Source organism: Microbacterium paulum, from assembly GCF_015707995.1.
In the GTDB taxonomy this organism is placed as follows: Bacteria; Actinomycetota; Actinomycetes; order Actinomycetales; family Microbacteriaceae; genus Microbacterium; species Microbacterium paulum.
The window spans coordinates 36233-55612 of the sequence record NZ_JAAGRY010000005.1 but is presented as its reverse complement, the minus strand read 5'-3'; the positions used below and the strand labels follow the sequence as shown (position 1 = coordinate 55612).

General features: G+C 71.4%; 17 protein-coding genes. 4 read left to right on the top strand and 13 right to left on the bottom strand.

The genetic code is table 11. From position 1 onward, the window contains the following. Nucleotides 1-29: 29 nt before the first annotated feature. The 7 genes from eno to G3N18_RS02490 form a co-directional block, all read right to left on the bottom strand. Entirely contained in the window at nt 30-1310 is a 1281-nt protein-coding gene (gene eno / locus G3N18_RS02520; RefSeq protein WP_196382750.1) for a phosphopyruvate hydratase, read from the bottom strand. Nucleotides 1311-1445: 135 nt separating this feature from the next. Beyond that, nucleotides 1446-2114 carry an O-methyltransferase gene (locus tag G3N18_RS02515; RefSeq protein WP_196382749.1) on the bottom strand — a complete coding sequence of 223 codons (669 nt, stop codon included), beginning with the start codon at nt 2112-2114 and terminating at the stop codon, nt 1446-1448. A 47-nt stretch (nt 2115-2161) separates the two neighbouring features. Beyond that, complete coding sequence (locus G3N18_RS02510; protein ID WP_338038176.1) at nt 2162-3127, bottom strand: DUF1648 domain-containing protein; 966 nt, start codon at nt 3125-3127, stop codon at nt 2162-2164. 38 nt (nt 3128-3165) lie between these two features. Beyond that, complete coding sequence (locus G3N18_RS02505) at nt 3166-3600, bottom strand: YdeI/OmpD-associated family protein (RefSeq protein ID WP_196382747.1); 435 nt, start codon at nt 3598-3600, stop codon at nt 3166-3168. A gap of 40 nt (nt 3601-3640) precedes the next feature. Beyond that, nucleotides 3641-4909 (bottom strand): histidine--tRNA ligase, encoded by a 1269-nt coding sequence (gene hisS, locus G3N18_RS02500; RefSeq protein ID WP_206692894.1) that lies wholly within the window; start codon nt 4907-4909, stop codon nt 3641-3643. Between the two features lie 153 nt (nt 4910-5062). Then, entirely contained in the window at nt 5063-5659 is a 597-nt protein-coding gene (locus tag G3N18_RS02495; RefSeq protein ID WP_196382771.1) for a nucleoside triphosphate pyrophosphohydrolase, read from the bottom strand. Between the two features lie 59 nt (nt 5660-5718). Further along, entirely contained in the window at nt 5719-6897 is a 1179-nt protein-coding gene (locus G3N18_RS02490; RefSeq protein ID WP_196382745.1) for a Na+/H+ antiporter NhaA, read from the bottom strand. A gap of 110 nt (nt 6898-7007) precedes the next feature. Here G3N18_RS02490 and G3N18_RS02485 point away from each other — a divergent pair, with 110 nt between their 5' ends. Further along, entirely contained in the window at nt 7008-9692 is a 2685-nt protein-coding gene (locus tag G3N18_RS02485; protein WP_196382744.1) for a phosphoenolpyruvate carboxylase, read from the top strand. Nucleotides 9693-9747: 55 nt separating this feature from the next. Here the strand turns inward: G3N18_RS02485 and G3N18_RS02480 are convergent, their stop codons facing one another. Next, nucleotides 9748-10347 carry a gamma carbonic anhydrase family protein gene (locus tag G3N18_RS02480; RefSeq protein ID WP_196382743.1) on the bottom strand — a complete coding sequence of 200 codons (600 nt, stop codon included), beginning with the start codon at nt 10345-10347 and terminating at the stop codon, nt 9748-9750. Between the two features lie 142 nt (nt 10348-10489). On the opposite strand from G3N18_RS02480, the gene gdhA reads away from it, so the two are divergent. Next, nucleotides 10490-11848 (top strand): NADP-specific glutamate dehydrogenase, encoded by a 1359-nt coding sequence (gene gdhA, locus G3N18_RS02475; protein WP_196382742.1) that lies wholly within the window; start codon nt 10490-10492, stop codon nt 11846-11848. A 48-nt stretch (nt 11849-11896) separates the two neighbouring features. On the opposite strand, the gene mfd is transcribed toward gdhA, so the two are convergent. Further along, the gene (gene mfd / locus G3N18_RS02470) at nt 11897-15505 is read right to left on the bottom strand and encodes a transcription-repair coupling factor (RefSeq protein WP_196382741.1); all 3609 of its coding nucleotides are present in this window, start codon (nt 15503-15505) and stop codon (nt 11897-11899) included. Between the two features lie 111 nt (nt 15506-15616). Between mfd and G3N18_RS02465 the strand changes: the two genes are divergently transcribed. Next, entirely contained in the window at nt 15617-16300 is a 684-nt protein-coding gene (locus G3N18_RS02465; RefSeq protein ID WP_196382740.1) for a hypothetical protein, read from the top strand. A 15-nt stretch (nt 16301-16315) separates the two neighbouring features. On the opposite strand, the gene pth is transcribed toward G3N18_RS02465, so the two are convergent. Both pth and G3N18_RS02455 read right to left on the bottom strand, forming a co-directional pair. Next, nucleotides 16316-16900: an aminoacyl-tRNA hydrolase gene (pth, locus tag G3N18_RS02460; RefSeq protein WP_196382739.1), complete on the bottom strand. Its 585-nt coding sequence runs from the start codon at nt 16898-16900 to the stop codon at nt 16316-16318. 86 nt (nt 16901-16986) lie between these two features. Beyond that, a complete protein-coding gene (locus tag G3N18_RS02455) occupies nt 16987-17610 on the bottom strand; it encodes a 50S ribosomal protein L25/general stress protein Ctc (RefSeq protein WP_196382738.1) in 624 nt (207 codons plus the stop codon). Nucleotides 17611-17822: 212 nt separating this feature from the next. Between G3N18_RS02455 and G3N18_RS16260 the strand changes: the two genes are divergently transcribed. Continuing rightward, complete coding sequence (locus G3N18_RS16260) at nt 17823-17945, top strand: hypothetical protein (RefSeq protein ID WP_268932565.1); 123 nt, start codon at nt 17823-17825, stop codon at nt 17943-17945. Here the strand turns inward: G3N18_RS16260 and G3N18_RS02450 are convergent. Both G3N18_RS02450 and G3N18_RS02445 read right to left on the bottom strand, forming a co-directional pair. Next, nucleotides 17930-18397, bottom strand: a complete 468-nt coding sequence (locus tag G3N18_RS02450) for a shikimate kinase (RefSeq protein WP_196382737.1) — start codon at nt 18395-18397, stop codon at nt 17930-17932. The genes G3N18_RS16260 and G3N18_RS02450 overlap by 16 nt on opposite strands. A 108-nt stretch (nt 18398-18505) precedes the next feature. Continuing rightward, nucleotides 18506-19237, bottom strand: coding sequence for a FadR/GntR family transcriptional regulator (locus G3N18_RS02445; protein ID WP_196382736.1), 732 nt, complete (start codon nt 19235-19237; stop codon nt 18506-18508). Between the last annotated feature and the right edge of the window lie 143 nt (nt 19238-19380).

Below are 19380 nucleotides of genomic sequence, written 5' to 3'. Positions count from 1 at the left end.
TCCCCTTTCGTCAGCGTCTCAGCGGCGCATCAGCCCTTGTAGCGGCGGAAGGCGGCGCGACCGGCGAACGTCGCCGCGTCACCCAGCTCTTCTTCGATGCGCAGAAGCTGATTGTACTTCGCGACGCGCTCCGACCGAGCGGGCGCGCCGCTCTTGATCTGGCCCGAGTTCACCGCGACGACGAGGTCGGCGATCGTGGTGTCTTCGGTCTCGCCCGAACGGTGCGAGAACATCGAGGTGTACCCCGAACGGTGCGCGAGGTCGACGGCGTCGAGCGTCTCGGACAGCGTGCCGATCTGGTTGACCTTGACGAGCAGCGAGTTCGCGACACCGAGGTCGATGCCCTTCGCGAGGCGGGCGGGGTTCGTGACGAACAGGTCGTCGCCGACCAGCTGCACCTTGTCGCCGAGGCGCGCGGTGAGCTTCTGCCAGTTGTCCCAGTCTTCTTCGTCGAGTGCGTCTTCGATCGTGACGACGGGGAACGAGTCGACGAGGTCGGCGTAGTAGTCGATGAGCTGGTCGGGCGTCCAGTCCTTGCCGTCCATGTGGTAGACGCCGTCGTTGTAGAACTCGCTCGCGGCGACGTCGAGGCCCACGCCCACCTGGGCGCCGGGGGTGAAGCCGGCCTTCTCGATCGCCTTGATGAGGAACTCGAGCCCCTCGCGGTTGCTGGGCAGGTCGGGGGCGAAGCCGCCCTCGTCGCCGAGGCCGGTGTTGAAGCCGGCCGACTTCAGCTCGCCCTTCAGCACGTGGTAGATCTCGGTGCCCCAGCGCAGCGCCTCGGAGAACGTCTCGGCACCGTAGGGCGCGAGGAAGAACTCCTGGAAGTCGATGCCGTTGTCGGCGTGCTCGCCACCGTTGATGACGTTGAACAGCGGAACGGGCAGCACGTGCGCGTTGGGTCCGCCCACGTAGCGGAAGAGGGGCAGGTCCGCCGCGTCCGCGGCGGCCTTCGCGACCGCGAGCGAGACGCCGAGGATGGCGTTCGCGCCGCAGCGGGACTTGTTCTCGGTGCCGTCGGTGGCGATGAGGATCTCGTCGATGACGCGCTGCTCACTGGCATCCACCCCCTCGATCGCGGGGCCGAGCTCGTCGATGACCGCGGCCACGGCCTTGAGCACGCCCTTGCCGCCGTAGCGGCTCTTGTCGCCGTCGCGCAGCTCGTACGCTTCGAACGCGCCGGTGGATGCGCCGGAGGGGACGGCCGCCCGCTGGACGATTCCGTCGTCGAGGAGCACCTCCACTTCGACGGTCGGGTTGCCACGCGAATCCAGGATCTCGCGTGCGCCTACAGCCTCGATCAGTGCCACAGGGGACTCCTTGCTTGTGGAGGATGAATCTCGGAGCGTCGTCGGTCCACGTCCGAGCATAGTGATCCGGATGCCGCGGTCACAGGGGCCTCGCCGGATCAATGCCGCATCTCGCGCACCCGCCGCGCCTGCCGGTCACACGAGCACCGCGAGGGCGAAGCCGTCCCACCCCTTGGCATCCCACGTCTGCACCGCGGTCGCATCGAACCGGGGATCGTCGCGCAGCATCGCCAGGCCCGCGCGTACCCCCGTGACCTGCGCGCTGTCGTCTTCCGCGTCGACGATGCGGCCGCCCCGCACAACGTTGTCGACGATGACGAGCGCCCCGCGCCGACCGAGGCGCGCGGCCTGGTCGAGGTAGAACGTGTTCGACTCTTTGTCGGCGTCGATGAACACGAGATCGAACGGCGCCTCGTCGGCGAGGGTCGGCAGCACGTCGACGCCGCGCCCGATTCGGATGTCGACCCGCTCCCCCACGCCCGCCCGGTCGATACTCGCCCGCGCCACGGCGGCATGTCGCGGTTCGGCCTCGATCGTCACGACCCGCCCGTCCTCGGGCAGGGCGCGCGCGAGCCAGATCGTCGAGTAGCCGCCGAGCGTGCCGATTTCGAGAACCCGCCGCGCGCCCGTCGCCCGCGCGAGCAGGTGCAGCAGCTTGCCGTTCGTGGGTGCGACCTCGATGGCGGGCAGTCCCGCCGCCCTCTGGTCGGCGATCGCCCGATCGAGCGCGGCGTCTCGACCGACGAGGGTGTCGACCAGATAGCGGTCGACGGCACGCGCGGTCTCGGGTGTCAGCTCTGACATGGGGTCAGCCAAGCGGGGCACGGGCGGCGAGTCAAGCCGCGCGCGCCTCACCCCGCGGCGCGGGCGCGGGCGGCGAGGCCGTCGAGCAGCGCCGCGCCGGTCTCGGCGTCGTCGACCGTGACGGTGAAGATCTTGCCGTTCGTGCGCGTGACGCGGATGCCGGGGCCCGTGCGCAGCACGACGCCGAACCCGCTGCCCGGAGCCCAGCGCAGTCCCCAGCCGCCGAACTCGCCCATCGGGCTGACGAGCACCGCCTCTGCCCGGGCGATGTCGGCGAGCGCGATGTGCACGCGCGGCAGCCCGACGACCGACGTCACGGACAGCCCGTCATCGTCGACGCGCACGTGGAAGGCGATCGACGACACCACGACGACCACCGCGAGGACGGTCACGGCGATCAGCAGCACCACGGCCCAGGCCGGCGCCGCTCCGCCGGACGTGAGGGCCGTCACGAGGGTCATGAGCACGAGGAGTGCGATCGCCCCGACGAGGATCATGATCGCTCCGCGCGACAGCGTGGTGCGCTGCTGCCAGGGACCGCGTGAATCGGTGTCGGGCTTTCGGCCGGGCGCCGCGAGCACGGTCACCCGGTACGGTTCGTCGGGCTGCGCGAACCAGCCGGCGACGAAGGCGGCGATCGCCGCACCGAACGAGCACAGCACCGCCGGGATCGCCGACGGCCCGTCGGCCGCTTCGAGCAGCCCCGCCTGCATCACGAGCGTCCACGTGCCGAGGACGCACATCATCGTCGATACGGCGAGGGCCACCGCCCCGAGCAGGCGGTAGGTCGTGCCGCGGTCGCCGCGACGCAGCCCCGCGAGGGCCGATGCCGCGATCACGAGCGGCAGCCCGAACCCGATCGCCGCCGTCAGCACGGGGACGATCCACGCGGGACCGAAGCCGTCGGGTGAACCGCTCGCGCCCCAGTGGATCGCCACCGGGTCGGGCAGCGCAGGAAGGGCGAGCACCTGTACCGCGAGAGCGACCGCGACGAGCACCGCCGGCAACGTCACGGCGACCAGCGTGAAGCGGCGTACAGCGAGCGGCCGACTCACGAGACGGCGTCGACGGCCGCCTGCACGCGCCGCTCGCGGGTTGCGGGCTGCTTCGCCTCGACGATGCCGCGCACGAACTCCTTGCGGCGCGACGGCGACAGCGCGTCGAAAGCCGCACGGGCTCCGGCGACATCGAGGGCGGATGCCAGGTCGGTGGGGACCTCGATCACGCGATCGTCGGCATCGAGCTCGATCTCGGCGTCGACCGTGTCGCCGATCTCGACCCCCAGCTCGGCGCGGGCGGCCTTCGACAGGCCGACGAGGTTCTTGCCGCCCATCACCCCCAGCCGCAGTCGGGCCTCATGATCGCCGATGCGCACCCGCACGGCGGCGCGCTTGCCGCCGCCGAGTTCGTCGACCTGCGCGTCGGTGAGTTCGATCGCCGTCGCGGGTCCATGGGCGGGCAGGGTCGTGCGCACGTGCAGGGTCATGCTTGGCATGATGCCTCACCGCGGTGGCCGGCGCGAGGGCTCAGCTCAGCGGTTTGAGGTCGAGACTCTCGGCGTTCTGGCCTGCGGCGACCGTCGCGAACGAGGTGTAGCCGTCGGCGGCGGCGCGCTCGAGGAGCGCCTTCAGGTTCTTCGTGCGCTGCTCGAGGCGCACGCGCGACCCGTCCGCGACGAGCGCCGCTTTGAGCGCCGCCAGCTCGGCGAGCGGCACGTCGCGGTCGTGCACGAGCACGACGGCCTCTGCCGCATCGTCCACCCCGGCCTCGAGCAGATCGACGATGCGCTCGAAGCCGATCGAGAACCCGACCGCCGGCACGTCTTGCCCGAGGAACCGGCCGATCATGCCGTCGTAACGACCGCCGCCGCCGAGCGAGTAGTCGACGCTCGGGTGGACGAGCTCGAAGATCGTTCCCGTGTAGTACCCCATCCCCCGCACGAGGAACGGATCGAACGCGATCGGCAGCGTGAAGTACGGCTGCGGGATGCCCCGGGCACGGCCCACCGCGTCGCCGAGGGCGACGAGGTCGGCGACCACCTCGTCGGGCGCCCCGTCGGGAAGGGCTTTGCGGATCGCGCCCTCGCCGAACGCGCGCAGTTCGAGCGTCTGCGGACGACGCAGGAACGCCTCGAACGCGTCGACGGCCGCCGGCGTGGCATCCCGCTCGCGCAGCTCTGCCACCACGCCCTCGGGGCCGAGCTTGTCGAGCTTGTCGATCGTGATCAGCACGCCGGGGCGCTCATCTTCGGCGAATCCGAAGTGTCCGAGCATCCAGTCCAGCACACGGCGGTCGTTCAGGCGCACGGTCGCGCCCTCGAGGCCCAGGGCGTCGACGGCGTCGAGCGTCGCGACGATCAGCTCGGCCTCAGCGCGCCCCGTCGCGTCGCCGATGATGTCGATGTCGCACTGCACGAACTGGCGGTACCGGCCCTTCTGGGGCCGTTCGGCGCGCCATACCGGCGCCATCTGGATCGAGCGGAACACCGTCGGCAGCTGCGCGCGGTTGGTGGCGTAGAACCGGGCGAGCGGCACGGTCAGGTCGTAGCGCAGCCCCAGGTCGGAGAGCCGAGACGGCTGGTCGGCCGCCGCGGCGATGGCCTCGGCATCCAGCCCGCGCTTCAGGACGTTGAACGCGAGCTTCTCGTTGTCGCCGCCGATGCCGGCGTGCAGGCGGTCGTAGTCCTCCATCACGGGCGTCTCGATCTCGTCGAAACCGTGCGCGCGGTAGCGCTCGCGGATGACGGCGAGCACGCGCTCACGACGGGCCTTGTCGGCGGGGAGGAAGTCGCGCATGCCGCGCGGCGGGTTCACAGATGCCACCCCGTCAGTATTCCAGGTCGCCTTCCGGCGCCGGTCCCGCGGGGGCGTGTGCAGAACTCCTCCGATCCGAGCCGATCAGAGCCGTGGCGACGATCACACGAGCCGACCCGCGACGAATCGGAGGAGTTATGAACGCTCGGCGCCGCGCACATCGCCCTCGAGCGTGCGGATCGCGCCGCGCAGGGCCCGGTCGGCGTCCCACCCGCGCTCGCGCGCGAGCGCGACGAGTCCGAGCAGCGCCTCCCCCAGCTGCGCCTCCGACGCAGACGCAGCGTCGGCCGGAGTGCGGACGACGCCGACCTGCGCGGCGCGGCCGAGGAGCTTCTGCGCGAGCGCGAGCGACGGCATGTGCGGCGACACGCCGTCGAGCACCGACCGGCGCTCGCGCTTCTCGGCCGCCTTCGCCGCGTTCCAGTGCACGAGCACCTCGTCGGGGGTCGTCGCGACAGCGTCCGCGAACACATGCGGATGCCTGCGCACCATCTTCTCGGTGAGTCCTTCCGCGACGTCGTCGATGGTGAACGGGTCGTCGGCGTCCTCCGCAGCGACGGCGGCGTGGAAGAGCACCTGCCAGAGCAAATCTCCGAGTTCTTCGCGCAGGTCCGCGCGCGTTCCGGTCTCGACCGCGTCGATGAGCTCCGCCGACTCCTCGACGAGGTACGGCACCAGGTCGTCGTGGGTGATCCGCTGGGACCACACGCAGCGCTCGCGCACCGCCCGCATCGCCTCCGCCGCCCGCCGCAGCGGGTCGTCGGACGGGGACTCGGCGCCGAACGGCTCGTTCACGGGGCGACCTCCTCGGCGGGAGACCCACCCGCCCGCTCGAGGCGACGATAGTGCCGCGCACGCCACGACACGAGCACGCTCGCCAGCACGAGCGCGACCATCGACCCGGTGAGGACGCCGAGGATCGCCTCGTCGCGCAGCAGCGCGTCGCCCGCGAACGCGAGCTCCGACAGCAGCAGCGACACCGTGAATCCGATGCCCCCGAGCGCTCCCGCCGCGAGCAGGTCCGAGAACGGCAGGGCGGGTACGGCGCCCTTCTCGCGCCCGAGCCGCAGCGCGACCCAGCCGAACAGCGAGATGCCGATGAGCTTGCCGATCGGCAGCGCCGCGGCGACACCCCAGAACGCGGGCTGCAGCTGCGACGGCGAGACGGCGGGGATCACGACGAGCGCCGCCGAGAAGGCGAACAGCGGCAGCACGAGGCCGTTCACCCACGGTTCCAGCACGTGCCGAGCGCGCAGCGCCGGGTACTGGGCCATCGCGAGACCCAGGGCCACCCCGGCGATCGTCGCGTGCACGCCCGAGGCGTACGTGAACGCCCACGCGAGCACGGCGATGAGGACGAGGGCGATCGTGAGCGGCACACGGGCGGGCCCGTCGAGCTGGCGGCTCAGGATGCCGAACAGGACCACCAGCGCGGCGGCGATCGCGAGCATGACGAGATTCACGTCGCTCGTGAACAGCACCGCGATGAACACGATCCCGACGATGTCGTCGAGGATCGCGAGCGCCAAGAGGAAGATCCGCAGCGCCGACGGCAGGCCCCTACCGAACACCGCGAGCACACCGAGCGCGAAGGCGATGTCGGTCGCCGTCGGCACCGGCCATCCCGACGCGCTGTCGGTGCCGGCGGCGAACAGCAGGAAGATCGCGATGGGCACGAGGATGCCACCGGCGGCGGCGATCGCGGGCTGCGTTGCCTTTCCGGCCGAGTTCAGCTCGCCGCTCGTCAGCTCGAACTGCAGCTCCACCGCCACGACGAAGAAGAAGATCGCGAGCAGTCCGTCTTTGATCCAGTGCTCGACCGAGAGCTCGAAGACCCCCGGGATGCCGAGGTACACGTGCATCGCACTGTCGACCGCGGGGCCCGCCGGGCTGTTCGCGACGACGAGGCCGAGCGCCGCGGCGACGAGGAGGATGACGGCGGGGAAACGGTCGGATCGGAGCAGGCTCATGCCTCTGCTTTCGGGGTCGGGGAACAGAAACGCCGACCAGGCTTCCCGGCACACCCTGACCCATCGTAACGCGTGACACAGCCGAAACAGGCGGGCGTTAGCGTGGGGGGATGCGAGAACTGACCCGCACCGAAGCCATCGACCTCGTCGGGCGCTACGAAGCCGAGCAGGAACTGCCCGAGAGCATGCGTGCCGACGTGCGCATGCTCGGCGCTCTGCTCGGCCGCGTGCTGCGCGAGAGCGGGTCGCCGGGCCTGTACGAGGACGTCGAGCGGCTGCGGCAGGCGACGATCGCCGCCTACACCGACGAGTCGGACGAAGCGTTCGAGCGAGCCGCCTCGATCGCCGAGTCGTTCTCCATCGCGCGCGCCGACGAGGTCGCCCGCGCCTTCACGGTGTACTTCCACCTCGTGAACCTCGCCGAGGAGCACCAGCGCGTACGCGTTCTGCGCGAACGCGACGGCCGGCCCGAGAAGGAGGATGCCGCGGATTCGGTCGCCGCCGCGTTCGTGCGCCTGGCCGCCGAGGTCGGCGACGACACGGCGCTGAAGCGTCTGCAGGCGCTGAGGTTCCACCCCGTCTTCACCGCCCACCCGACCGAGGCCCGCCGTCGCGCGGTCTCGACGAGCATCCGTCGCCTCGTGAACCTGCTCAGCGAGCACGACGCGTCGCTGCGGGGCGGTGCCGACGAGCGCCGCGCCGAGCGCCGCATGCTCGAAGAGATCGACACGCTGTGGCGCACCGCTCCCCTGCGCGCCGAGAAGCCGACGCCCGTCGACGAGGTGCGCGCCATCATGGCCGTCTTCGACGAGACGCTCTACACCGCCGTGCCGCATGTCTACCGCCGCGTCGACGACGCCCTGCAGGGACCCGCCGCCGGCAGCCGCGCCCCCGTCGTGCGGCCGTTCGTACGCCTGGGCACGTGGGTGGGCGGCGACCGCGACGGCAATCCGTTCGTCACGGCATCGATCACCAAGAAGGCGGCCGGTATCGCCGCCGAGCACATTCTGCTCGGCCTCGAGAACTCGGCGAACCGCATCGCCAAGACCCTCACCCTCTCGGCCGACACGACGGTGCCGAGCCCGGCGCTCGACTCCCTGCTGCAGCGCTTGTCGTCGGCCGACGAAGACGGCGCAGCCGACGCCGCCAAACGGGCCACGGGCGAGCCGCACAAGCGTGCGATACTGCTCCTCACGCGACGCATCTCGGCCACTCGGCGCCGCGACGCCGATCTCGCTTACCGCGATCCCGCGCACCTGCTCGCAGACCTCCGGGTCGTCCAGGACTCGCTCGTCGCCGCCGGCGCACCGCGCCAGGCCTACGGACACCTCCAGCAGCTCATCTGGCAGGTCGAGACCTTCGGCTTCCACCTCGCGGAGCTCGAGGTGCGCCAGCACTCCGCGGTGCACGCGAAGGTGCTCGCCGAGTGCATCGCGGCGCGGGACGAGGGCGCCGCCCTGAGCACGCAGGCCGAAGAAGTGCTCGACGTCTTCCGCACGATCGCGCAGATCCAGCACCGCTACGGCCCCGGCGCCGCGGGGCGCTACATCGTCTCTTTCACCCAGTCGGCGAACGACCTCGCGACCGTGCACGAGCTCGCCCGCTTCGCGGCGGGCCCCGGCGGCACGGCGCCGGTACTCGACGTGATCCCGCTGTTCGAGACGTTCGCCGACCTGCAGGCGGCGCCCGCCATCATGGCCGAGATCATCGACCACCCCGACTTCGCCGCGCGGATGGATGCCACGGGCCGGCGCCTCGAGGTCATGCTCGGCTACTCCGACTCGTCGAAGGACGTCGGGCCGGTCGCCGCGAACCTCGCCCTGTACGAAGCGCAGGCGAAGATCGCCGCGTGGGCGCAGGACGAAGGCATCCAGCTCACCCTCTTCCACGGCCGCGGCGGCGCTCTCGGGCGCGGCGGCGGCCCCGCGAACTCGGCGATCCTCGCGCAGCCGCCGCACTCGGTCGACGGCAGGTTCAAGCTCACCGAGCAGGGCGAGGTCATCTTCGCGCGGTACGGCGACCCGAACATCGCGATGCGCCACATCGACCAGGTCGCCGCGGCGGTGCTCCTGGCATCCGCCCCCTCGATCGAGTCGCACAACCGCGAGGCCGCCGAACGCTACGCCGACGTCGCCGCGACGATGGACCGCGCGTCGCGCGAGCGGTTCTTCGCGCTCGTGAAGGCCGACGGCTTCGCCCCGTGGTTCGCGACCGTGACCCCGATGGAGGAGATCGGCCTGCTCGCACTCGGCTCGCGCCCGGCCCGCCGCGGGCTCTCGGTCGAATCCCTCGAGGACCTGCGCGCGATCCCCTGGGTCTTCGCCTGGTCGCAGGCGCGCATCAACCTGGCCGGCTGGTTCGGGCTCGGCACCGCGCTCGACGCCGTCGGCGACATCGACGTGCTGCGCCGCGCCTACGACGAATGGCCCCTCTTCCGCACCGTCATCGACAACGTCGGCATGAGCCTCGCGAAGGCCGACGACCGCATCGCGCGGCGCTACCTCGATCTCGGCGACCGGGCGGACCTCGGCGACCTCGTCGCCGAGGAGATGGCCCTGACCAAGCGCTGGGTCATCGCCATCGCCGGGGGCGACGACCTGCTCGCGAACAAGCCCGTGCTGCAGCGCGCCGTGAAGATGCGGAGCCCCTACGTCGACGCCCTGTCGCTCCTGCAGCTGCGCGCCCTGCGGACGCTGCGCACCGGCGACGTGCCGGAGGAGGACCTTCCCGGCTGGCAGCGGCTGCTGCTGCTCTCGGTCTCGGGGGTTTCGGCCGGACTGCAGAACACCGGGTGAGCCCGGCCAGACGGCGCTCCGCCGGCGGACGCCCGCGCCGCGGGTGGGCGCGGCGTCAGTCGAGGCGCCCGTCGCGGGCGTGGCGTGCGAGGGCGGCGCCGTAACGCTCGGTGAGCTGGATCATCAGGTCGGGCGTGTCACGGTCGAGGCCGAACACGTAGCCGGGGAAGTCGAGATCTTTCTGCAGCGCCCAGATCTCGTCGTGCCGGTCGGGTGAGAACACCTGCGCCGGATCGCCGACCGCGATCCAGCCGATCGGCACGACCGACTCGGGCGGCAGCACCGTGCGCAGGTGCACGATCGCCCCGATGCGCACTTCGCTGCGCTCCCCGATCCGCGCACCGTTGAACACCCGGGTGCCGGTCGCGAGGAACACCTCGTCGCCCACCGTCGCGCCCGACAGGCTCGCCGTGGGCCCCACGAGAACGTGCGAGCCGATGTGGACGGGGTTCGCGGCGCTCGCGCGGATGAGGGCGTTCTCCATCACGATGACGTGTTCGCCGAGGGTGATCGGGCCGCCTTCCGCCGTCAGCACGGCGCCGTGCAGCACCTGACATCCGGCGCCGATCGTGACGTCGCCCGAGATCACGGCCGTCGGCGCGACGACCGCGCCCGGGTGGATGCGGGGCTGCGCCCCGAGGTGCTCGAACTGCATGGTGGACCTCCTCGGCCGTCGCCACGACGGGCCTCCACGGCCCAGCGTAGGGCGGCGATGTCACACGCGTCGAGGGCGCACGGCGGCGCCGTTAGGGTGAAACAGGCCGCGCCACCCGGGCCGGCGGCCGGAAAGCTCCACCGTGACAGATACCCTCACCGCCCTCCCCGCCTCCGTCGCCGACGTCTTCGAGACCGTCACCGCCCGCAACCCCCACGAGCCCGAGTTCCAGCAGGCCGTGCACGAGGTGCTGCACTCGATCGCACCGGTCGTGGAGAGGCATCCGGAATTCTCCGACGCGGGGATCGTGGAACGCCTCGTCGAGCCGGAGCGTCAGATCATGTTCCGCGTGCCGTGGGTCGACGACGCCGGGCAGGTGCGGGTGAACCGCGGGTATCGCATCCAGTTCTCGTCGGTGCTCGGCCCGTACAAGGGCGGGCTGCGCTTTCACCCGAGCGTCAACCTCTCGATCATCAAGTTCCTCGGCTTCGAGCAGATCTTCAAGAACGCGCTGACCGGTCAGGGCATCGGCGGCGCGAAGGGCGGCAGCGACTTCGACCCGCACGGCCGGTCGGATGCCGAGATCATGCGCTTCTGCCAGTCGTTCATGAGCGAGCTCTACCGGCACCTCGGCGAGCACACCGACGTTCCGGCAGGCGACATCGGCGTCGGCGGGCGCGAGATCGGGTTCCTCTTCGGCCAGTACCGCAAGATCACGAACCGCCACGAGTCGGGCATGTTCACCGGCAAGGGCGTGCAGTGGGGCGGCGCCGAGGTGCGCACCGAGGCGACCGGGTACGGCGCGGTGTTCTTCGCCGAAGAGATGCTGCGCGTGCGCGGCGAGTCGCTCGCGGGCAAGCGCGTCGGGGTCTCGGGTTCGGGGAACGTCGCGATCTACGCGATCGCGAAGGCCCGTCAACTGGGCGCGGTGCCGGTCACCGCCTCCGACTCGTCGGGGTACGTCGTCGACGACGACGGCATCGACGTCGACCTGCTCCGTCAGCTCAAAGAGGTCGAGCGCGCCCGCATCTCGGAGTACGCGGCACGCCGCCCGTCCGCGCGGTTCGTCGAGAGGGCACGGCCGTGGGAGGTCGCCGTCGACATCGCGATCCCGGCTGCCACCCAGAACGAGCTCGACGAAGACGACGCGCGCGCCCTCATCGCCGGCGGGGTGCTCGCGGTCGCCGAGGGCGCCAACATGCCCTCGACGCCGGGCGCCGTGGCCGCGCTGCAAGAGGCCAGTGTGCTGTTCGGCCCCGGCAAGGCGGCCAACGCGGGCGGTGTGGCGACGTCGGCGCTCGAGATGAGCCAGAACGCGTCACGGCAGCGGTGGAGCTTCGACGACAGCGAGCAGAAGCTGCGCGAGATCATCGCCGACATCCACGGGGCGGCCTTCGATGCCGCCGGGCGGTACGGGCGCCCGGGCGACTACGTCGCGGGGGCGAACATCGCCGGCTTCGAGCGCGTCGCGCACGCGATGCTCGCCCAGGGCGTCATCTGAGCCCTGCCCGACAGGTGGCCTGATCGCTGCGCCGCGCCGGCGCGGCGGTCAGGCCTCGGCGGCGGGTTCGGGCAGGGGGAACAGCTGGTCGAGCAGCTGCTCGACCCAGGCGATCAGGTCGGTATCGGCGAGCGGCTCGCCGCCCGCGTTCGGGAGCGGCACGACCATCGCCTCTCCCCCGGCGAGCACCTTCGACTTCGGGTACAGCCGCTGCAGCCGCACGCGCAGCGAGTCGGCCGCCGGCGCGGGCGCGACGCGCAGGTTCGGCCCCATCGCCACGACATCGGTCAATTGCGATTGCGCGGCGCGCCGGCGCAACCGCGCGATGCGGAAGAGTCCCTCGACCTCGGCCGGCGCCTGGCCGTAGCGGTCTTCGAGCTCTTCGCGCACGAGATCGATCGCGTCGCCGCCGGACGCGGGCGCGGCGGTGAGCGAGGCGGCGGCCGACAGCTTCTGGTACGCCTCGAGGCGCAGCCGTTCGCTGTCGATGTAGGTCTCGGGAAGGCGCGCGTCGACCGGCAGCTCGAGCCGCAGCTCTTGCGGTCCGTCGACCTCGTCGCCGCGGAATGTCGCGACCGCCTCGCCGATCATGCGCAGGTAGAGGTCGAAGCCGACGCCGGCGATGTGCCCCGCCTGCTCGGCGCCGAGCAGGTTGCCGGCGCCGCGGATCTCGAGGTCTTTCAGCGCCACCTGCATGCCCGAGCCGAGGTCGTTGTTGACCGCGATCGTCTCGAGCCGGTCGGCCGCCGTCTCGGAGAGCGGTGTGAGGTCGTCGTAGAGGAAGTACGCGTACGCCCGCTCGCGAGCGCGCCCGACGCGCCCGCGCAGCTGGTGCAGCTGGCTGAGTCCGTACTTGTCGGCGCGGTCGATGATGATCGTGTTCGCGTTCGAGATGTCGAGCCCCGTCTCGACGATCGTCGTCGAGACGAGCACGTCGTACTTGCGCTCCCAGAACCCGTCGACGACCTCTTCGAGGGCGTGCTCGCCCATCTGTCCGTGCGCGACCGCGATGCGCGCCTCGGGCACGAGTTCGGCCAGGTGCGCGGCGACGCGCTGGATCGACTGCACCCGGTTGTGCACGTAGAACACCTGTCCCTCGCGCAGCAGCTCGCGCCGGATCGCGGCGGCGATCTGCTTGTCGCTGCGCGCGCCGACGTACGAGAGGATCGGATGCCGGTCCTCGGGCGGCGTCTGCAGGGTCGACATCTCACGGATGCCGGTGACCGCCATTTCCAAGGTGCGGGGAATGGGGGTCGCGCTCATCGCGAGGATGTCGACGTTGGTCTTGAGCTTCTTCAAGGCATCCTTGTGCTCGACGCCGAACCGCTGCTCCTCGTCGATGATCATGAGGCCGAGGTCTTTGAAGATGACCTTCTCGGTGAGGATGCGGTGCGTGCCGATGACCATGTCGACGGTGCCGTCGGTGAGCCCCGCGAGCGTGTCGCGGGCTTCTTTGTCGGTCTGGAAGCGCGAGAGCGCGCGCACCTTCACGGGGAACCCGGCGAAGCGCTCGGTGAAGGTCTCAAGGTGCTGCTTGACGAGCAGCGTCGTCGGCACGAGCATGGCGACCTGCTTGCCGTCTTGAATCGCCTTGAACGCGGCGCGCACGGCGACCTCGGTCTTGCCGAAGCCGACGTCTCCCGACAGCAGGCGGTCCATCGGGATGGGCCGCTCCATGTCGGCTTTGATCTCGTCGATCGTCTGCAACTGGTCGGGCGTCTCGGCGAACGGGAAGGCCTCTTCGAGCTCGCGCTGCCACGGCGTGTCGGGCCCGAACGCGTAGCCTTTCGCCGACATGCGCGCCGAGTAGAGCTTGACGAGCTCGACGGCGATGTCGCGCACGGCCTTTCGCGCCTTGCCCTTCGCCGCCGCCCAGTCGCTGCCGCCCATCTTCGACAGGGCCGGCGCGTCGCCGCCGACGTATTTGCTCAGCAGGTCGAGCTGATCGGTGGGGACGAACAGCTTGTCGCCCGGGTGCCCGCGCTTGGACGGCGCGTATTCGAGCACGAGGTACTCGCGGGTGGTCTTCACCGCGTTCCGTCCACCCGACGACACCTCGCGCTGCACGAGCTCGACGAAGCGCCCGATGCCGTGCGTGGAGTGCACGACGACGTCGCCCGCCTTCAACTGCAGCGGGTCGACGACGTTCCGCCGCCGCGAGGCGAGCTTCTTCACCACACGCCCGTCGGCGGCGATCGTGCGGCCGTAGAACTCGGCCTCGGTGAGCACGGCGAGCTTCGTCTCGGGCAGCTCGAAGCCGCTCTCGAGCTGGCCCAGCACGGCGACGACGACACCCGGCTCGGGAGCGTCGTCGAGCCCCTCGGCGGTGCGCGCCGCGATGCCGCGGTCGGCGAGCACGTCCCCGGCGCGGTCGACGAGACCGGCGCCCGAGGCGGTGACCGCGACGCTCCACCCGTCGGCGACGAGCGTACCGACGTGGGCCGTGGCGCCGTCGACGTTCCCCTGGAACGACGGCACCGGGCGCGCGGGCACGCGCACGACGTCGCTCGAGCCGAGGCCTTCGTCGGCGGCATCCGTCTCGCCCGAATCGAAGCCGCTGAACGTCCACCACACCCCACCGCGCTCACGCGTCGCGGCGTGCAGTTCGGGCAGGGCGAGAAAGTCGCCCGAGTCGAGGTCGACGGGCGCGTCGGCGCCCGCCGTCGCGGCACTCCACGCGGCTTCGAGGAACTCGCGGTTGGTCTCGCCGAGGGTCATCGCACGCGTGACGGCCCGCTCGGGATCGATGAGGGCGACGGCCGTGCCACGGGGCAGGTAATCGACGAGCGGCACGATGCCGTCGGCGACGGCGGGCAGGAGCGACTCCATGCCCTCCACCGGGATGCCTTCGCTCATCTTCTCGAGCATCGTGCGGAGCCCCGGGAACTTGCCGTGCAGTGCGGCAGCGCGGTCACGCACCCCGGGCGTGAGCAGCAGTTCGCGCGCGGGGAGCAGCGTGACAGCGGGCACCTCGCCCGGCAGTGAGCGCTGGTCGGCGACCGAGAACGCGCGGATCTGATCGACCTCGTCGCCGAAGAACTCGACGCGGTAGGGGTGGTCGGCCACGGGCGGGAAGACATCGAGGATGCCTCCGCGCACCGCGAACTCGCCGCGCCGCGAGACCATGTCGACCCGCAGATAGGCGAGCTCCACGAGGCGGCGCGCGACGGCTTCGAGGTCGTAGCCGCGGCCCGAGACGGCGAGGTCGAGCACGCCGGCGTCGGTGAGCCCGGCCGCCACCGGCTGCAGGGCGCCGCGCACGGATGCGGTGACGATGAGGGGCACGTCACCGGCATCCGACCACAGCGCGGCTTCGCGGAGCACCGCGAGGCGACGGCCGACGGTCTCGGTCGAGGGGCTCAGCCGCTCGTGCGGCAGTGTCTCCCACGCCGGAAAGTGACGCACGGCGGCGTGCGGCACGAGGCTCTGCAGGGCAGCACCGATGCTCTCGGCGCGTCGCCCGGTCGGGGTGATGACGAGAAGGGATGCCGGCGCACCGCCGCCGCCCGCCCGCCCACGCTCGGCGAGCAGCGAGGCCAGTACCGGCGCGTCGAGTCCCGCCACCATCGAGAAGTCGGTGTCGACGCGCGCGGCCTCGACGGCGCGCTGCACGGAAGAAGCCTGCGTCAGGGCGCGCGCGATCCCGGAAATTGTCACCGGTCGAGTCTATTCCGCCCCACCGACACCGGTCTCGGGCATGGCCGCTCCCCCGCATTCGGGCGCCGGCGGACAATGCCCAGGACGGTGGGCACTGCCTAGGATGAGCGTGTGAGCGACGACCCGCAGACGCCCCCGCCGGCCCCGTATCCGCAGTCGTACCCGACCGGCGGCTACACGCAGCCGGCCCCCGGAGCGGCTCCCGTGCCGACCGGAGCGCCCGAGCCCTATCCGGGCACCCCCGCGCCGTATGGCGCCCCCGCCCCCTATGGCGCCGTTCCCTATGGCGCCCCCGCCCCTTACCCGGGCACCGCGGCCCCCTACCCGGGCAGCGTCGCGCCCTATCCGGGCGCCGCGGGCTATCCGGACGGCCCGAACGCGCCCCAGCCCGCCCCGGCGCGTTCCCGCACACTGGGCGTCGTCGCGCTCGTCGTTGCGATCGCCGCCGTCGTCCTCTCGGTGATCCTGAGCGCCACCACCGGATTCGCTGCGGCCGAGGGCGCGATGCGCCACGCGATCGGCCTCTCGCCCGAGGGGCTCGAGAACCTCTCCGAAGATCAGCTGCTCGCCCTCCTCAGCCCCGTGCGCGGGCTCGTGCTGTGGGCGGAGATCGGCTTCTGGCTCGGCACGGCGCTCGGCCTGGTCGCCCTCGCGCTCGGGATCACGGCCATCGCCACGCGGCGCGGCCGGGGCTTCGGCGTCGCCGCGGTCGTCGTCGCGGCTGTCGGACCGTTCCTCTACGGGATCACGGTCGGCGCGTTCGTCGTCGCCGGAATCGCCGCCGGCGCGTCTTGACGACGCCGTCTCCCCTCACGCGCGCGGCGCGTGGAATCTCTGCTGCGCGGCGAGCAGCCCCTCGCCGATGATCTGCTCCACGGCATCCGCAGCGTCGCCGACGAGGATCGGCAGCTGCGCGCGCTCGGCGGCCGCGAACGGGTCGAGGACCCAGTCGGCGGGGTCTTGCCGACCGGGCGGGCGACCGATACCGACCCTCACCCGAGGGAAGTCGGGGGTGCCGAGCGCCTTGGCGACATCGCGGATGCCGTTGTGCCCGCCGTGCCCGCCGCCCACCTTGAGCTTGATGGTGTCGAACGGGATGTCGAGTTCGTCGTGCACGAGCACGATCCGCTCGGCGGGCACATCGTAGAACCGCGCGAGTTGCGACACCGGGCCGCCCGACACGTTCATGAACGAGTTCGGCGTCGCCAGCACGAGCTTCGCCGCACCGGGGCGCAGCCAGGTCTCGACGACGCGGGCGTTCGCCTTGTGCGCGCGGAGCGTCTCGCTCCGGCGCGCGGCGAGTTCCGCGACGACCATCTGACCCACGTTGTGGCGCGTGTTCTCGTAGCGGGTGCCGGGGTTTCCGAGACCCACGACCAACCAGGTGTCGGCCATGTGCTCCCTCTCTCTCGCGTGCTGGAACGGTCGCAGCCCGCCTCCCCCGGTGTCGGCGGAGACGGGCTGCAGACGATGAGCTGTGATTACTCGGCGGCCTCTTCGGACTGCTCGGCGGCGACCTCGGCGTCAGCCTCGGCGATCTCCTCTTCTGCGGCGAGGGCGGAAGTGGGCACGGACACGGCGACGATGAGGGTCTCGGGGTCGACGACGAGCGACGAGCCCTGGGGCAGCTTCAGGTCGGCGGCGGTGATGTGCGTGCCGTCTTCGAGGCCCTCGACGTCGACCTCGATGTGCTGCGGGATGTGGGTCGCTTCGACCTCGAGCAGCACGGTGGTGTTCTCGAGGTTCGCGATGGTGCCGGCGAAGGGCTCACCGAGCACGACGACGGGCACGTCGACCTGGATCTTCTCGCCCTTCTTCACCACGAGCAGGTCGATGTGCTCGATGATCTGGTGCACCGGGTCCTTCTGCACGTCCTTGACGAGCGTGAGCTGCTGCGTGCCGGCGACATCGAGCTCGAGCACCGCGTTGGCGCGGCGGATGAGCAGCGAAACCTGGTGGCCGGGCAGCGACACGTGCACGGGGTCGGTGCCGTGGCCGTAGATCACGGCGGGGATCTTGCCGGCGGCGCGCAGGCGGCGGGCGTAGCCCTTGCCGAAGTTCTCGCGGACCTCGGCGACGACCTTGGTGTCGGTCTCGGTGGACATGTTGTTCTCCTTGCGGGCGGTGGGCCCTGGTCTGGGATCGGGGGTCTCGACTCGAACGCACACGCGTGAGGATGCCCCGTAAGGCCTCACCGCGTCGATCACGGATGCCGCTTGCGCAGGCATCCCTCGCCGAAGTACCGCATCAGTCTACCAGCGACCCCGCTACGATGAGGACGTCGTCCGGCGCGGGCGACGCGCCCCGAGGAGGACCCATGGATTACGGCTGGATGTCACACGCACTGATGTGGATCGTCGGCCTCATGTCGGTGTGCGCGCTGGTGGGCGCCGTGGGCGCGATGTGGTCGATGGGCCGTTCGGGCTACCGCAAGGACTGACCCGGCACGCCGCCCGACAGCAGCTGCGCGATCCGGTCGACGATCGAGGCGAGATCGGCGTCGTCGGCCACCCGCACGCCCGGCTCGTCGCCGCCGAGGGGCTCGACCGCCGGGCGCTCCACGGGCTTTGCACGCCGCCATCGTGAACGACGCGGCGGGGCGGCGCCTTCGTCGACGACGAGTTCGACGAACACCACACCCGGGACACGCGCGCGGATCTCGTCGCGGCGCCGTCGCGTGAGCGACCCGCTGGATGCCACGAGCGACCGCTCGCGCGTGAAGGCGAGCGCGAGCGCCTCGACCCAGATCTCGCCGAGCGGCGGGCCGCCGGGGCGGACGCGCGCCGGGTAGAGCTCGCCCGTGTCGAGGAACCGCGCACGCAGGTGGGCCGCGAGCGCCGCCGCCACGAGCGGGGTCGCCGCCTCGGCGGGACCGGTCACCACGATGCGCATGCGGCCATCGTGTCACGGCGTGCCCCGTTCGACGCGGTGCGGCACGCGGGGGCGCGCGACGGCACGAAACGATGCGCGCGCACCGCCCGAGCTTCGGGCGCGCGACGCTCAGAGCGCCGAACGGGCCGCGTCTTGCATCGCCTCGTCGGCCTCGACGACGATCCGTCGCATGGCATCTGCCGCCTCACCCGGGCGACCGCTCGCGATCGCGAAGGCGACATCGTGGTGCCACCGGACGGCCTCGGGGTTCGCGGAGTGCGGCATGAGTTCGTGGTGCGTGCGGCCGACGAGCACCGCCCCGACGACGTCGCCGAGCGCGGCGAGCATCGAGTTGCCGGACGCCTCGAGCACGGTGCGGTGGAAGCGCACGTCGGCATCGAGGTATTCGGTGCCGTCGGCGTGCTGTTCGGTGCGCGCCATCTCGGTGACGGCCGCCATGATCTCGCGCCGCTGGTCATCGGTCGCGGCGACCGCGGCGCGCGAGGCTGCGAGCGGCTCGATCGCGCCGCGCAGTTGACTGAGTTCGCGCAGCTGGTCGGCACGCCCCCGCCCCGCGAGGCGCCACGCGATGATCTCGGGCGCGTAGACGTTCCAGCGGGCGGCGGGAAGCACCTCGATGCCCGACCGGCGTCGCACACCGACCAGTCCGAGCGACTCGAGCACGCGGACCGCCTCACGCGCCGCCGAACGCGAGATTCCGGACTGCTCCGCGAGCTCTCCGGTCACGAGCCGTGAGCCGGCGGGGTAAGTGCCGTCGACGATCGCCGATCCGACGTCGGCCACGAAAGCATCGTGCAACGGGCTGCCGTGGGCGGGAACCTGCGACGATGCGGCGCTCATGTCTCGATTATGCCCGCGCACGGCCCGATTCACCCGTCGTGATCAGAGCCGCGTCAAGAAACATCGTGCATATCGCGCGTCAATATGCTTATATGTACGACAAATAAGGACGGTGTGGTCCCACACCCCGCCAGATCAAGGAC